Genomic DNA, 16,296 nt, shown 5'->3' on the forward strand with positions numbered 1-16,296 from the left:
AGCTGATCAAAAAGATCGAAATCGATTTGGTAAATGCGGGATATGCAGCCTGCGAATGCGGGGCTGGAATTTCTAACGCAAGAATTGTAATGATGATTGCAAATACCCCATCATTAAAGGCTTTAAGATGTTCCATCATCTTTTCGTGAGTTTGATTTTGAAGATGATCGATGTATGAGTGGACTTTCGCTTGATCGATTGTCTTTTTTTCCATGTTGTTCTCTCCCAAACTTAAATAATACTGTTTATTATATAACGCAAATGGCTGATTTTTAAAGGGGTAAAGGTTGACGGGCAGGTGAAATGTTAGTATACTATTAAAGTATAATTGTAGATCGAAGGTCCAGTGTGATATATTGTCCATACTGGTAGGTGAAACAAAAATAGTGTAGTTTGAAGTTTTCAACGAATCTGTTTTTGGTTTTTTTTTGCCAAAAAAACAGAAAAAGAGCATTATTTTTGAATTTGTAAACAAATTGTAATATTAACGATTTACAAAATTTTTGGAGAGGTGAACAACTTGGCAGGACACTTAGTAAAATACGGTAAGCATCGTGTACGCAGAAGTTATTCTCGAATCAAAGAAGTGCTTGATTTACCAAACTTGATCGAGATTCAAACAGATTCCTACAACTGGTTCTTAGATGAAGGTCTTCGGGAAATGTTTGAAGATATTATGCCAATCGATGACTTTGCCGGTACATTATCTTTGGAATTTGTCGATTACCAATTATTAGAACCAAAGTATACCGTTGATGAAGCGCGTGAACATGATGCAAACTATTCTGCACCATTACACGTTACTTTGCGGTTAACAAACCATGAAACTGGTGAAATTAAATCCCAAGACGTCTTCTTTGGCGACTTCCCGTTAATGACAAAACAAGGAACTTTCATTATTAATGGGGCAGAACGGGTTATTGTTTCACAACTTGTCCGTTCACCAGGGGTATATTACTCTTCAGAATTAGATAAGAACGGCCGCAACATTTATGGAACAACGGTTATTCCTAACCGGGGTGCTTGGTTAGAATATGAAACCGACTCAAAGAATGTTGCATATGTCCGGATTGACCGGACCCGGAAGATTCCAATGACTGAATTAATTCGGGCTTTGGGATACGGATCAGATTCAGAAATCATCGAAATGATGGGTGAAACTGATTCATTAATGCTGACCCTTGAAAAGGATGTCCACAAGAACACCGAAGACTCACGGGTCGAAGAATCATTAAAGGATATTTACGAACGGTTACGTCCAGGTGAACCAAAGACGGCTGATTCTTCAAGAAGCTTGTTGACAGCTCGTTTCTTTGATCCAAAACGTTATGATTTGGCACCAGTTGGCCGTTACAAGATCAACAAGAAGTTGAGCTTGAAGACGCGGTTGCTGAATACAACGGTTGCTGAAACATTGGCTGATCCTGATACAGGTGAAATCATTGTTAATAAAGGCGACGTAATTGATAAGAAGGTTATGGACAAACTTGCTCCATACTTAGACCGGGAAGACTTTAAGACGGTTACATACCAACCTTCAGAAGAAGGGGTCGTTCAAGATCCAATGACCCTTCAAGTAATTAAAGTTTACTCAGCTAATGACCCTGAAAAGGTTATTAACATGATTGGCAATGGCAACATTGACTTGAAGTACAAGCACATTACCCCAGCAGATATTATCGCTTCAATGAACTACTTCTTTAACTTACAAGAAGGTTTCGGTTCAACTGACGATATTGATCACTTGGGTAACCGGCGGATTCGTTCAGTTGGTGAATTGCTTCAAAATCAATTCCGGATTGGACTTGCACGGATGGAACGGGTTGTTCGTGAACGGATGTCGATCCAAGATACATCAACCGTTACGCCACAACAATTGATCAACATTCGGCCAGTTGTTGCTTCAATCAAGGAATTCTTTGGTAGTTCACAACTTTCACAATTCATGGACCAAACAAACCCATTAGGTAGTTTGGAACACAAGCGGCGGTTATCAGCTTTAGGACCTGGTGGTTTGACACGTGACCGTGCCGGATATGAAGTTCGTGATGTTCACTATACTCACTATGGCCGGATGTGCCCAATTGAAACTCCTGAAGGACCAAACATCGGGTTGATCAACAACCTTTCATCATACGCACGGGTCAATAAGTATGGTTTTATTGAAACACCATATCGGCGCGTTTCATGGGAAACACACAAGGTTACAGACAAGATCGATTACTTGGCTGCCGATGAAGAAGATAACTACGTTGTAGCACAAGCTAACTCACCATTAAATGATGATGGCTCATTTGTAGATGACGTTGTTATGGCACGGCACAAAGATGACAACATTGAAGTTTCAATCGATAAGGTTGACTACATGGATGTTTCACCTAAGCAAGTTGTTGCGGTTGCGACAGCATGTATTCCATTCTTGGAAAACGATGACTCAAACCGGGCCTTGATGGGGGCTAACATGCAACGGCAAGCTGTTCCGTTGATTCAACCACACGCTCCATTAGTTGGAACCGGGATCGAATACAAGGCTGCTCACGACTCAGGTGACGCTTTGATTTGTGAACATGATGGGGTTGTTGAATACGTTGATGCTTGTGAAGTTCGCGTTCGGCGTGAAGACGGAACGCTTGATACTTATAAGTTGATGAAGTTCCACCGTTCAAATAGTGGAAAGAACTACAACCAAACACCAATCGTCCGTGTTGGCGAACACGTTAAGGCTGACGAAGTATTGGCTGACGGTCCTGCAATGGAACAAGGTGAATTAGCCTTAGGTCAAAACCCATTGATTGCCTTCATGACATGGGACGGTTACAACTTCGAAGATGCGATTGCCATCAACGAACGGTTAGTTAAGGAAGATGTTTATACTTCAATTCACATTGAAGCTCATGAATCAGAAGCGCGGGATACGAAACTTGGACCGGAAGAAATCACCCGTGAAATTCCAAACGTCGGCGAAGACGCTTTGAAAGACTTGGATGAATTCGGAATCGTTCGGGTTGGTGCCGAAGTTCATGACGGTGATATCTTGGTTGGTAAGGTAACGCCAAAGGGAGTTACTGAATTATCAGCCGAAGAACGGTTATTACACGCAATCTTTGGCGAAAAAGCACGTGAAGTTCGGGATACCTCACTTCGGGTTCCTCACGGCGGTGGCGGAATCGTTCGTGAAGTTAAGGTTTACACCCGTGAAGCTGGCGATGAATTAGCACCTGGAGTTAACCAAATGGTTCGGGTATTCATTGCTCAAAAGCGGAAATTACAAGTTGGGGATAAGATGGCTGGTCGTCACGGTAATAAAGGGACGGTTTCAGTTGTTATTCCAGAAGAAGATATGCCATTCATGCCTGATGGAACTCCAATTGACATTATGTTGTCACCAATGGGTGTGCCATCACGGATGAACATCGGACAGGTTCTTGACTTGCACTTGGGAATGGCTGCACGGAAGTTAGGAATTCATGTTGCAACGCCTGTTTTCGATGGTGCGCGTGATGAAGATATTTGGGATGCCTTTAAGGAAGCCGGTTTACCAGGCGACGGAAAGAGTATTCTTTATGATGGCCGGACAGGTGAACCATTCGACAACCGGATTGCCGTTGGGGTCATGTACTACATGAAACTGGCACACATGGTTGATGATAAGATTCACTCACGTTCAATCGGACCTTACTCATTAGTTACCCAACAACCACTTGGTGGGAAAGCTCAATTTGGGGGCCAGCGTTTCGGTGAAATGGAAGTTTGGGCCTTGGAAGCTTACGGTGCTGCTTACACATTGCAAGAAATCTTAACATATAAGTCAGACGACGTTGTTGGTCGTGTTAAGACATATGAAGCAATTGTTAAGGGTGAACCAATCCCACAACCAGGTGTTCCAGAATCATTCCGTGTTCTTGTTAAGGAACTTCAAGCTTTAGGCCTTGATATGAAGGTTCTTGATGCAGATAAGAACGAAATTGAATTGCGTGACATTGATGACGATGACGACAGCGTAATTAATGTTGATGCGGTTGCAAAGCTTAAAGAAAAAGAAGAAAACAAACAAGCTCAAGACGTAATGAAGCAGGAAGAAGATCGGAATCCTGACGAACGGAAAGACGATAATAAGTAATTATTTGTTAGTAAAAACTGAAAGAAAAAAATGAAAGGGAGGTCGGTCCTTTGATCGATGTCAATAAATTCGATAGTATGCAAATTGGATTAGCTTCATCAGACAAGATTCGGAGCTGGTCATATGGTGAAGTTAAGAAGCCGGAAACAATCAACTATCGTACATTGAAGCCTGAAAAAGACGGTCTTTTTGATGAACGGATTTTCGGACCTACAAAAGACTGGGAATGTGCCTGCGGAAAGTACAAACGGATTCGTTACAAAGGCGTCGTTTGCGACCGTTGTGGCGTTGAAGTTACACAAGCAAAGGTTCGGCGTGAACGGATGGGTCACATCGAATTAGCTGCTCCTGTAACTCACATCTGGTACTTCAAAGGAATTCCAAGTCGGATGGGCTTAGTCTTAGACATGAGTCCACGTGCTTTGGAAGAAATCATCTACTTTGCATCATATGTTGTTACTGACCCAGGTGAAACTCCACTTGAAAAGAAGCAACTTTTGACCGAAGCAGAGTACCGTGAAAAAGTAGACGAATACGGAAAAGACGCATTCAAGGCCGGAATGGGTGCTGAAGCTATCCGGACCTTATTGCGGGATGTTGATCTTCAAAAAGAATGCGACGAATTAAAGGAAGAATTGCGTGACGCAACTGGCCAAAAGCGGACCCGTGCTGTTCGGCGGTTGGATATCTTGGAAGCATTCCTTGACTCAGGAAATGAACCTGAATGGATGGTTATGGATGCAATCCCGGTTATCCCGCCTGATTTACGGCCAATGGTTCAACTTGAAGGTGGTCGGTTTGCAACGTCTGACTTGAACGATTTGTATCGCCGGGTTATCAACCGGAATAACCGGTTAAAGCGGTTATTGGACTTAAATGCTCCTGGAATCATTGTTCAAAACGAAAAGCGGATGTTACAAGAAGCCGTTGATGCTTTGATCGATAATGGTCGGCGTGGCCGTCCAGTTACTGGACCAGGGAACCGTCCGTTGAAGTCCCTTTCACACATGTTAAAGGGTAAGCAAGGTCGGTTCCGTCAGAACTTACTTGGGAAACGGGTTGACTATTCTGGTCGTTCAGTTATTGATGTTGGGCCAAAATTGAAGTTAACTCAAATGGGTATTCCGCACGAAATGGCTTTGGAATTGTTCAAACCATTTATGATGCGTGAACTTGTTAAACGTGATATGGCATCAAATATCAAGAACGCTAAGCGGAAGATCGACCGCCGCGATGAAGATATTTGGGATGTCTTAGATGACGTTATTAAGGGCCACCCAGTATTGCTTAACCGGGCCCCTACACTTCACCGTTTAGGGATTCAAGCCTTCGAACCAGTTTTGGTTGACGGAAAAGCAATGCGGTTACACCCATTAGCATGTGAAGCTTATAACGCCGATTTTGATGGGGACCAGATGGCGATCCACGTTCCATTATCTGATGAAGCCCAAGCTGAAGCACGGTTGCTGATGCTTGCTGCTCATCACATTTTGGCACCAAAAGATGGAAAGCCGATCATCTCACCATCACAGGATATGACTATCGGGAACTACTACATTACCCTTGAAGAAAAAGATCGTGAAGGCGAAGGCATGATCTTTAAGGATGTTAACGAAGCGCGGACAGCATACCAAAACAACTATGTTCACTTGCATACACGGATTGGTTTGCAAACATCATCATTAGCTGCAAAGGGTAAGCCATTTACTGATTGGCAAAAGGAACGGATTTTGGTAACGACTGTCGGAAAGGCAATCTTTAACGAAATCTTGCCAGATGACTTTGTATACTTGAATGAACCAACCCAAGAAAACTTACAAGGTCATATTCCAGACAAGTATTTCTTGGAACCAGGTGAAGATATTCACGAATTCTTGAAGAAACAAGATTTGATCGGACCGTTCAAGTCAGGTTTCTTATCAGATATCATTGCCCAAGTTTACAAGGAATACAAAGTAACAGCAGCCTCAGAATTGCTTGACCGGATGAAGGATCTTGGCTACTTCGAATCAACGAAGTCCGGATTAACGGTTGGGATTGCTGACGTTACTGTTTTGAAAGAAAAGCCAGAAATTATTGCTGAAGCACGGAAGAACGTTGAAGTTGTTAAGAAACAATTCCGGCGTGGTTTGATCACTGAAGATGAACGTTATAACCGGGTCATTGCAATTTGGAATAAGGCTAAGGATGACATCCAAATGAAGTTGGTTGAAAACATGGATCCATCAAACCCAATCCAAATGATGAGTGATTCAGGTGCGCGTGGTAACATTTCAAACTTTACGCAGTTATCAGGGATGCGTGGTTTGATGGCTGCTCCAAACGGTAAGACCATGGAATTGCCAGTTATCTCAAACTTCCGTGAAGGGCTTTCTGTTTTGGAAATGTTTATTTCTTCACACGGTGCTCGTAAAGGAATGACAGATACGGCTTTGAAGACTGCGAACTCAGGATACTTGACCCGGCGTTTGGTTGACGTTGCCCAAGATGTCATTGTTCGTGAAGAAGATTGTGGCACTGACCGTGGATTAGACGTTTACGCTATCAAGGAAGGTAACGAAATGATCGAACCATTGTACGACCGGATCTTAGGCCGGTACACAATGAAGACGGTCAAGAACCCTGAAACTGGTGAAGTAATTGTTCCAGCAAACACATTGGTTGATGAAGAAATGGCTCAAAAGGTCGTTGATGCAGGTGTTGAAAAGGTAACGATCCGGTCAGCATTTACATGCAACACTCGTCACGGGGTATGTGTTCGCTGCTATGGCCGGAACTTGGCAACCGGTGATGAGGTTGAAGTTGGGGAAGCAGTCGGAACGGTTGCTGCTCAGTCAATCGGTGAACCAGGTACGCAATTGACAATGCGGAACTTCCACCAAGGTGGGGTTGCTGGCGACGGTGATATTACTCAAGGGCTTCCTCGTGTTCAAGAATTGTTTGAAGCACGGAATCCTAAAGGACGCGCAATCATCAGTGAAGTTACTGGGGTTGTTGATACGGTTGAAGAAAACCCAGCTGAAAGAACGAAGGTTGTTACGGTTGCGGGTGAAACTGATACTCGGACATATGATTTGCCATTTACTTCAGTATTGAAGGTTAAGGAAGGCGACTCAGTCCACCGTGGTGATCCGTTGACAGTTGGTTCAATCGATCCAAAGGAATTGATCAAGGTTCGCGACGTCTTATCAACTGAAAACTACATCTTACACGAAATCCAAAAGGTTTACCGGATGCAAGGGGTAGATATTTCAGATAAGCACGTTGAAATCATGACCCGGCAAATGCTTCAAAAAGTTCGCATCATGGATCCTGGTGACACATCAATGCTTCCAGGAACATTAATGGATACAAGCGAATTTATGGATCGCAACGTTGAAACCCTTGTAAAGGGTGGAATTCCTGCAACATCACGGCCAGTTCTTCTCGGAATCACAAAGGCTGCTTTGGAAACAAACAGTTTCTTATCAGCTGCATCATTCCAAGAAACAACTCGGGTATTGACGGACGCAGCAATTCGCGGCAAGAACGACCCATTAATCGGTTTGAAAGAAAATGTTATTATTGGGAAGACAATTCCAGCTGGTACCGGAATGAAGAAGTACCACGATATTCAGCCTGAAGAAACTGGACTTGCAACCGACAATGTCTACTCAATTTCAGATGTTGCTAAGCAAATCGGGGTTGAAGAAAGTACAAAGTTGCCAGACCAAAAATAATGAATAATTTAAAATGGTAATCTCGTTGGAGATTACCATTTTTTTATTTAGTAAGACTGATCAGGTTGTTAAATGCAAAAGTAAAGTTACAATGATTCCAATTAAAAGCCATGGAATAAAAGGAAGCGTGGTTTGATTTGAAAACTTCAATGTAATGAAGGCACCGCAAGAAGCAATTAAAATGATCACCGCAAGGGTAATTGGTGGAAATAAAATTCCAAATAAACTTATCAGACAGGTATCAGCCCATCCAAAGTAATTGTTAAGCGATAAAATTGCGAGACTTCCACTGATGATGATCCAGAACTCGATTTGAATTAACGGAATATTGAAAATTCGATTGCCAAAGATTAAGAGAACACTGCATGTGCCACCAAGCAAAAGGTTAAGCGAGACCGTCCGGGTGAAGAAATCTTCAAGTGCTAAAATTAAAAGCCAAGTTAATAAGAAACCAAATTGAATTGCAGCTAAGCCGGAAAAAGTTGAAAATAAGCAAATGAAGAATCCTCCGCCGAGAAATTCACCGATGGGGTAAGCAACCGTGATTGGAAAATGGCAATTAACACACTTTCCGCCCTGAAGCAGGTATCCAAAAATTGGAATCAACTGCCACCATTTAAGTCGCTGATGGCAATGATCACAAATCGACCAGCTGCAGTTTTGAATTTGCTCAACATACCGCCGTGCTTGGCACATTCCAAATGAAACACATACGGTTCCGAGAATAAAAAAGATAATTAACATAAAGTCCCTCCTAAAGATAATTACGAAATTTAAAATTATTTTTGAAATTGAATTGACATCAAAAATGCTCTGTGATAAATTAAAAAAGGTGCTTTATGAGAACTGTTTAGCACAGTAATATCTCACACCGAGTTTTTTTATAATTAAAAAAGAAACTCCTGGGTGTGTGTACTAGAAAAATGACAATTAAGGAAGGAGGAAGCTTTAGATGCCTACAATTAACCAATTAGTTCGTAAAGGTCGTAAGTCTAAAGGTTCAAAATCTAATTCCCCAGCTTTAAACTTTGGGTACAACAGTTACAAAAAAGTTCAAACAAACACTCCAGCTCCACAAAAGCGTGGGGTTGCAACTCGTGTTGGTACAATGACACCAAAGAAGCCTAACTCAGCTTTGCGGAAGTACGCACGTGTGCGTTTGTCAAACTTGATCGAAGTCACAGCTTACATTCCAGGTATTGGTCACAACTTGCAAGAACACAGTGTTGTTTTAATTCGTGGTGGCCGTGTAAAAGACTTGCCTGGTGTTCGTTACCATGTTATTCGTGGTGCTTTGGATACAGCTGGTGTTGAAGGCCGGATGCAAAGCCGTTCAAAATATGGTGCAAAGAAGCCTAAGAAGAAATAATCAATACTCATTTTAGGAGGTAGAGCATATGCCAAGAAAAGGTCCTGCAGCAAAACGCGAAGTACCTGAAGATCCAATTTATCATTCACAATTGGTTACAAGTTTAATTAACCACCTTATGTTAGATGGTAAGCGTGGTACAGCTTCAAAAATTTTATACGAAGCATTTGATATGATCAAAGAAAAGACTGGCAAGGATCCATTGGAAGTCTTTGAACAAGCAATGGAAAACGTTATGCCTGTTTTGGAAGTTAAGGCCCGCCGGATTGGTGGTTCTAACTACCAAGTTCCGATCGAAGTACGTCCAGACCGTCGTCGTACATTAGGTTTACGTTGGATCGTAAACTACGCTCGTCTTCGTGGTGAACACACAATGTCTGAACGTTTAGCAAAAGAAATTATGGATGCAGCTAACAATACTGGTGCTTCTGTTAAGAAACGTGAAGATACACACAAGATGGCTGATGCAAACCGTGCATTCGCACACTATCGTTGGTAATATTTTGTGGAATGGCTGTTATAGATTCTTTTATCCTATAATAGTCATTTTTTTGAAAATTCGATTGATTTAATAATTGGAAGGAGAGAATATTTCCATGGCTAATAAACGTGAATTCCCTTTGGAAAAAACACGTAATATCGGGATCGTAGCTCACATCGATGCTGGTAAAACAACTACAACAGAACGTATTCTTTATTATACAGGTAAAATTCACAAAATTGGTGAAACACACGATGGTGCTTCACAAATGGACTGGATGGAACAAGAACAAGAACGTGGGATCACAATCACATCAGCTGCTACAACAGCTCAATGGAAAGATCACCGAATCAACATTATTGATACCCCAGGGCACGTTGACTTCACAATCGAAGTTGAACGTTCACTTCGTGTTTTAGATGGGGCCGTTGTTGTTTTGGATGCCCAATCAGGGGTAGAACCACAAACTGAAAACGTATGGCGTCAAGCAAGTACATACGGGGTTCCACGGATCGTTTTTGTTAACAAGATGGATAAGATTGGTGCTAACTTTGATTACTCAGTTGATACAATTCGGGATCGTCTTCAAGCAAACCCATTGCCAGTTCAAATGCCAATTGGTGCCGAAGATGAATTCGAAGGGGTTATCGACTTAATCGAAATGAAGGCTGACCTTTATGACGAAGATAAGTTAGGTTCAAAGTGGGATACAGTTGATATTCCAGAAGAATACCGTGAAGAAGCTGAAAAGCGTCGTGAAGAAATGATTGAACAAATCGCCGATGTTGACGATGAAATCATGGAAAAATACCTTGGCGGTGAAGAAATTTCAAACGATGAACTTCGGGCAGCAATTCGTCGCGGAACATTAACATTAGACCTCTTCCCAGTATTTGCTGGTTCAGCATTCAAGAACAAAGGTGTTCAAATGATGCTTGATGGGGTTAACGACTACTTGCCATCACCATTAGATGTTAAGCCATATACAGCTACAGATCCTGACACAGGTGAAGAAGTTGACTTAATTGCTGATGACTCAAAGCCATTTGCTGGTTTAGCATTTAAGATCGCAACAGACCCATTCGTTGGTCGTTTAACATACTTACGGGTTTACACAGGTACTTTGGAAGCTGGTTCATACGTATTGAACGCTACAAAGGGCAAGCGTGAACGTGTTGGTCGTTTGTTGCAAATGCACTCAAACCACCGGAAAGAAATCCCAGAGGTATTCTCAGGTGATATTGCAGCCGCAATCGGTTTGAAGGATACAACAACTGGGGATTCATTAACAGACCCAGATCACCCATTGATTCTTGAATCAATGGAATTCCCAGATCCAGTTATCCAAGTTTCAGTTGAACCGAAGTCAAAAGCTGACCAAGATAAGATGGATGTTGCTTTACAAAAGCTTGCTGAAGAAGACCCATCATTCAAGGCTGAAACAAACCAAGAAACTGGTGAAACATTGATCGCCGGGATGGGTGAATTGCACTTGGATATCATTGTTGACCGGATGAAGCGTGAATTCCACGTTGAAGCTAAAGTTGGTGAACCACAAGTTGCTTACCGTGAAACATTTACAAAGCAAGTATCTGCTCAAGGTAAATTCGTTCGTCAATCAGGTGGTAAAGGTCAATATGGTGATGTTTGGATCGAATTCACACCAAACGAAGAAGGTAAAGGCTTCGAATTCGAAGATGCTATCGTTGGTGGGGTTGTTCCTCGTGAATACATTCCTTCAGTTGAACAAGGTTTGAAGGAAGCCATGCAAAACGGTGTCTTGGCTGGTTATCCATTGATCGACGTTAAGGCTAAGTTATATGATGGTAGTTACCACGAAGTCGACTCAAGTGAAGCAGCCTTCAAAGTTGCTGCATCATTAGCTTTGAAGAATGCTGCAGCTAAAGCTGGCGCAGTTATCCTTGAACCAATCATGAAAGTTGAAATCGTATGTCCTGAAGACAACTTAGGTGATGTTATGGGACACGTTACAGCTCGTCGTGGTCGGGTTGACGGAATGGAAGCCCGTGGCGGTTCACAAGTTGTTAATGCTTATGTACCATTGGCTGAAATGTTTGGTTACGCAACAACATTGCGTTCAGCAACTCAAGGTCGTGGGACATTCACAATGACAATGGATCACTACGAACCAGTTCCGAAGTCAATTCAAGAAGAAATTATTAAGAAGAACGGCGGTAACGCTGGTTAATAATTAAATGATAAAAAGTCATGCGCGAGCATGGCTTTTTATTTTTGCCTTATAATGGGTAAAATAATTCTTATAGTAGGCTTGAAATCAGAAAAGTCCTTGCTTTTTCGTATTTATTGTAATAAACTATTAGAGTACTTGCGATTTTGTAAGTATTTTGTTCTGTGTTTATAAATAAGCTAAGATGTGAAAGGTTGCGACACACCCGGCCGCTTTGCCACGAGTGAATCGGTAATTTTCACGGAGCTAGTCTTATTTTAAAAATAGACGAAGGAGGGAACATCATGGCAAAACAAAAAATTCGTATTCGTTTAAAAGCATACGAACATCGTATTTTAGATCAATCTGCTGATAAGATTGTTGAAACAGCAAAGAGAACAGGTGCTCAAATTTCAGGTCCAATTCCTTTGCCAACAGAACGGACATTATATACAGTTATCCGTTCACCACACAAAGATAAGGATTCTCGTGAACAATTCGAAATGCGCACACACAAGCGTTTAATCGACATTGTAAATCCTACACCAAAGACAGTTGATTCATTGATGAAACTTGATTTACCATCAGGTGTAGATATCGAAATCAAATTATAATTCTAAATTAATTAAATTGGAGGTGTACTCATGACCACAAAAGGAATCTTAGGGAAAAAAGTAGGTATGACACAAGTCTTTACTGAAGATGGTGAGTTAGTACCTGTAACAGTTGTTGAAGTTGGCTCAAACGTTGTTATGCAAGTTAAGACAATGGAAAATGACGGTTACGAAGCTATTCAATTAGGTTTTGATGACCAACGTGAAGTTAAGACTAACAAACCTGCTAAAGGTCATGCAGCAAAAGCTAAAACTGCTCCTAAGCGCTTCGTTCGTGAAATTCGCGGTGTAGAGCTTGGAGAATATAACGTTGGTGACGAAATCAAAGCTGATATTTTCGAAGCTGGCGAATTTGTAGATGTAACAGGTACTTCAAAGGGACACGGTTTCCAAGGTAACATCAAGCGTTGGGGCCAAAGTCGTGGACCAATGGCACACGGTTCTCGTTATCACCGTCGTCCAGGTTCAATGGGTTCAATCATTAACCGTGTATTCCCTGGCAAGGTATTACCTGGTCGCATGGGTGGCAAACGAGTTACAATCCAAAACTTGGAAATCGTTAAGGCTGATACAGAAAATGGCGTACTTTTAATCAAGGGTAACATTCCAGGCGCAAATAAGTCATTTGTTACTATTAAAAGTACAGTGAAATAATTAGATGAAGGGAGGAAACTTACATGCCAAAGGTTACATTATTCAACCAAGATGGTAGCAAGAACGGTGAAGTTTCATTAAACGACACAGTTTTTGGTATCGAACCAAACGACAGCGTAATTTTTGATGCAGTATTGATGCAACGTGCTTCAATGCGTCAAGGTACACACGCTGTAAAGAACAGAAGTGCCGTACGTGGCGGTGGTAAGAAGCCATGGCGTCAAAAGGGTACAGGTCGTGCTCGTCAAGGTTCAATCCGTTCACCACAATGGGTAGGCGGTGGTACCGTATTCGGACCAACACCTCGTTCATATGCTTACAAGCTTCCACGCAAAGTTCGTCGCTTAGCTATTAAGTCAGTACTTTCACAAAAAGTATTAGATGAAGGCTTAGTTGTTGTTAACGAATTGAAATTCGAACAACCAAGAACAAAAGCATTTGCAGAAGTTTTAAGCAACTTAGATGTTAATTCAAAGGTATTAGTAGTTCTTGAAGATGACAATGCAAACGCTGCTTTAGCTGCTCGGAACTTAAAGAATGTTACTGTTATCCCAGCTAAAGGTTTGAACGTCTTAGATGTTATCAACAACGATAAGATGGTCATCACTAAAGGAGCTCTTTCTCAAGTAGAGGAGGTTCTTGCATAATGGAATCACGCAATGTAATTTTACGTCCAGTTATCACAGAAGCTTCAATGGCTAATATGGACGATAAACGCTATACATTTGATGTTGATACACGTGCTACAAAGACACAAGTCAAGAGTGCGGTTGAAGACATCTTTGATGTTAAGGTTGCTAAGGTTAACATTATGAATGTTAAGGGTAAAAAGAAGCGCATGGGTCGTTATGAAGGCTACACAAAGAAGCGCCGGAAAGCAATCGTTACATTAACATCAGATTCAAAAGAAATTAAATTATTCGATGAAGAATAATAATATTAAGTAATAGGAGGAAAACACAGTGGGGATCAAGAAATATAAACCAACTTCTAACGGTCGCCGGAATATGACTGGTTCAGACTTTGTTGAAATTACAAAGACAACACCAGAAAAGTCATTACTTGTTTCAAAGAGCAAGACAGCTGGCCGGAACTCATATGGTCACATTACAGTTCGTCACCGTGGTGGCGGTCACAAACGCAAGTACCGTGTGATTGATTTCAAGCGGAACAAAGATAATGTTCCTGCAACAGTAAAAGCAATTGAATATGATCCAAACCGTTCAGCAAACATTGCATTGTTAGTTTATGCTGATGGTACAAAATCATATATCCTTGCTCCTAAAGGTCTTGAAGTAGGCCAAAAAGTTCAATCAGGTAAGGATGCAGATATTAAGGTTGGTAACGCACTTCCATTGGAAAACATTCCTGTTGGTACAGTTATCCACAATATCGAATTAAAGCCAGGTAAGGGTGGACAATTAGTTCGTTCAGCTGGTACATCAGCACAATTACTTGGTAAGGAAGGCAAGTATGCCATTGTTCGTTTGACATCAGGCGAAACACGGATGATTTTAATTTCATGCCGGGCAACAATCGGTGCCGTAGGTAACGAACAACATGAATTGATCAATATTGGTAAAGCCGGACGTTCACGTTGGATGGGCAAGCGGCCACAATCACGTGGTTCTGTAATGAACCCTAACGATCACCCTCATGGTGGTGGTGAAGGTAAGGCTCCAGTTGGTCGTCCATCACCATTATCACCATGGGGTAAGAAGACAACTGGTCTTAAGACTCGTTCAAAGAAGGCAAAATCAAACAAATTTATCGTTCGTTCACGTCATAAGAAATAATTGCCTGTAAGGTGATTATCCGAAAGGAGGACAAACATTGAGTCGGAGTTTGAAAAAAGGACCTTTCGTCGATGAACATTTGATGAAAAAGGTTGAAGCACAAGCTGATCAAGATAAAAAATCAGTAATTAAGACATGGTCACGCCGTTCAACAATCTTCCCTAGCTTTATCGGCTACACGATTGCTGTATATGATGGCCGCAAGCACGTGCCAGTTTACATTCAAGAAGACATGGTTGGACACAAATTAGGTGAATTTGTTCCAACACGGACATTCCATGGTCACGGCGGAGACGACAAGAAGACAGGCGTAAGATAATAAGGGAGGATAAAGCATGGCTGAACAAGTTACATCAGCAAAGGCAACCGCTCGTATGGTCCGTATCCCTGCACGTAAAGCACGTCTTGTGATCGACCTTATCCGTGGCAAAAAAGTTGCTGACGCATTAGGCATCTTGAAATTTACACCAAGAAAAGGTGCTTACTTAATTGAAAAAGTTCTTAATTCTGCAATTGCAAATGCAGAAAACAATTTTGATTTAGATGTTGAAGATTTATATGTAAGCGAAGCTTATGTTAACGAAGGACCAACTTTGAAACGGTTCCGTCCTCGTGCTAAAGGTTCTGCTTCTCCAATCAACAAACGTACAAGCCACATTACAATTGTGGTATCTGCTAAATAAGGAGGGATAACGCGTGGGTCAAAAAGTTAATCCAACCGGATTACGTGTCGGTATCATTCGTGACTGGGATGCAAAATGGTACGCTGAAAAAGATTTTGCAACAGATTTACACGAAGACTTACGAATCCGTAAATTCATCGAAAATAAATTAACCAACGCTTCTGTCTCAACTATTGAAATTGAACGTGCTGCAAAGCGTGTTAACATTTCAATTCATACTGCTAAACCAGGAATGGTTATCGGTAAAGGTGGATCAGAAGTTGAAAAGTTACGTCAAGAATTAAACAAGTTAACTGGTAAACGCGTACACATTAACATTGTTGAAATCAAGAAACCAGACTTAGATGCTAAGTTAGTTGGCGAAAACATTGCACAACAATTGGAAAACCGGATTGCATTCCGGCGTGCAATGAAGCAAGCAATGCAACGTACAATGCGTGCAGGTGCAAAGGGTATCAAAGTTCAAGTTGCAGGTCGTTTAAACGGGGCAGATATGTCACGGGTTGAACACTTCTCAGACGGAACAGTTCCTTTGCATACATTACGCGCTGACATTGACTATGCATGGGTAGAAGCTTCTACAACGTACGGTCAATTAGGTGTTAAGGTATGGATTTACCGTGGTGAAGTATTACCAACAAAGAAAAACAACAGCAAAGGAGGGAAATAATC

15 protein-coding genes are annotated in these 16,296 nt (G+C 41.6%); 13 read left to right on the forward strand and 2 right to left on the reverse strand.

What is annotated here, in order from left to right:
* On the reverse strand, positions 1–214 hold a 214-nt coding region (locus Q3C15_RS03165; protein ID WP_289554869.1), incomplete at its 3' end, for a TMEM175 family protein.
* Between the two features lie 297 nt (positions 215–511).
* Between Q3C15_RS03165 and Q3C15_RS03170 the strand changes: the two genes are divergently transcribed.
* Positions 512–4,120, forward strand: a complete 3,609-nt coding sequence (locus Q3C15_RS03170; RefSeq protein WP_086427370.1) for a DNA-directed RNA polymerase subunit beta — start codon at positions 512–514, stop codon at positions 4,118–4,120.
* Positions 4,121–4,170: 50 nt separating this feature from the next.
* On the forward strand, positions 4,171–7,839 hold the full coding sequence (gene rpoC, locus Q3C15_RS03175) for a DNA-directed RNA polymerase subunit beta' (RefSeq protein ID WP_057826622.1): 3,669 nt from the start codon (positions 4,171–4,173) through the stop codon (positions 7,837–7,839).
* A gap of 60 nt (positions 7,840–7,899) precedes the next feature.
* On the opposite strand, the gene Q3C15_RS03180 is transcribed toward rpoC, so the two are convergent.
* Positions 7,900–8,583, reverse strand: a complete 684-nt coding sequence (locus Q3C15_RS03180; RefSeq protein ID WP_289554870.1) for an A24 family peptidase — start codon at positions 8,581–8,583, stop codon at positions 7,900–7,902.
* 208 nt (positions 8,584–8,791) lie between these two features.
* On the opposite strand from Q3C15_RS03180, the gene rpsL reads away from it, so the two are divergent.
* The 11 genes from rpsL (at position 8,792) to rpsC (ending at position 16,294) form a co-directional block, all read left to right on the forward strand.
* Positions 8,792–9,208: a 30S ribosomal protein S12 gene (gene rpsL, locus Q3C15_RS03185; protein WP_057826624.1), complete on the forward strand. Its 417-nt coding sequence runs from the start codon at positions 8,792–8,794 to the stop codon at positions 9,206–9,208.
* Between the two features lie 28 nt (positions 9,209–9,236).
* On the forward strand, positions 9,237–9,707 hold the full coding sequence (gene rpsG, locus Q3C15_RS03190) for a 30S ribosomal protein S7 (protein ID WP_057826625.1): 471 nt from the start codon (positions 9,237–9,239) through the stop codon (positions 9,705–9,707).
* Between the two features lie 97 nt (positions 9,708–9,804).
* Positions 9,805–11,898, forward strand: a complete 2,094-nt coding sequence (gene fusA, locus Q3C15_RS03195) for an elongation factor G (protein ID WP_057826626.1) — start codon at positions 9,805–9,807, stop codon at positions 11,896–11,898.
* Between the two features lie 284 nt (positions 11,899–12,182).
* Positions 12,183–12,491 (forward strand): 30S ribosomal protein S10, encoded by a 309-nt coding sequence (gene rpsJ / locus Q3C15_RS03200; RefSeq protein ID WP_057826627.1) that lies wholly within the window; start codon positions 12,183–12,185, stop codon positions 12,489–12,491.
* Between the two features lie 30 nt (positions 12,492–12,521).
* A complete protein-coding gene (gene rplC, locus Q3C15_RS03205; RefSeq protein ID WP_057826628.1) occupies positions 12,522–13,145 on the forward strand; it encodes a 50S ribosomal protein L3 in 624 nt (207 codons plus the stop codon).
* A 23-nt stretch (positions 13,146–13,168) separates the two neighbouring features.
* Entirely contained in the window at positions 13,169–13,792 is a 624-nt protein-coding gene (gene rplD, locus Q3C15_RS03210; RefSeq protein WP_057826629.1) for a 50S ribosomal protein L4, read from the forward strand.
* Positions 13,792–14,079 carry a 50S ribosomal protein L23 gene (rplW, locus tag Q3C15_RS03215; RefSeq protein ID WP_057826630.1) on the forward strand — a complete coding sequence of 96 codons (288 nt, stop codon included), beginning with the start codon at positions 13,792–13,794 and terminating at the stop codon, positions 14,077–14,079. Before rplD ends, rplW begins: the two co-directional genes overlap by 1 nt.
* A gap of 28 nt (positions 14,080–14,107) precedes the next feature.
* A complete protein-coding gene (gene rplB, locus Q3C15_RS03220; RefSeq protein WP_204779355.1) occupies positions 14,108–14,941 on the forward strand; it encodes a 50S ribosomal protein L2 in 834 nt (277 codons plus the stop codon).
* Positions 14,942–14,978: 37 nt separating this feature from the next.
* A complete protein-coding gene (gene rpsS / locus Q3C15_RS03225) occupies positions 14,979–15,260 on the forward strand; it encodes a 30S ribosomal protein S19 (RefSeq protein WP_057826632.1) in 282 nt (93 codons plus the stop codon).
* A gap of 16 nt (positions 15,261–15,276) precedes the next feature.
* Entirely contained in the window at positions 15,277–15,624 is a 348-nt protein-coding gene (rplV, locus tag Q3C15_RS03230) for a 50S ribosomal protein L22 (protein ID WP_057826633.1), read from the forward strand.
* Between the two features lie 13 nt (positions 15,625–15,637).
* Entirely contained in the window at positions 15,638–16,294 is a 657-nt protein-coding gene (rpsC, locus tag Q3C15_RS03235; RefSeq protein ID WP_204779354.1) for a 30S ribosomal protein S3, read from the forward strand.
* The last annotated feature ends 2 nt before the right edge of the window (positions 16,295–16,296 follow it).

It is taken from the genome of Ligilactobacillus sp. 110_WCHN, from assembly GCF_030518115.1.
Classification (GTDB): domain Bacteria; phylum Bacillota; class Bacilli; order Lactobacillales; family Lactobacillaceae; genus Ligilactobacillus; species Ligilactobacillus aviarius_C.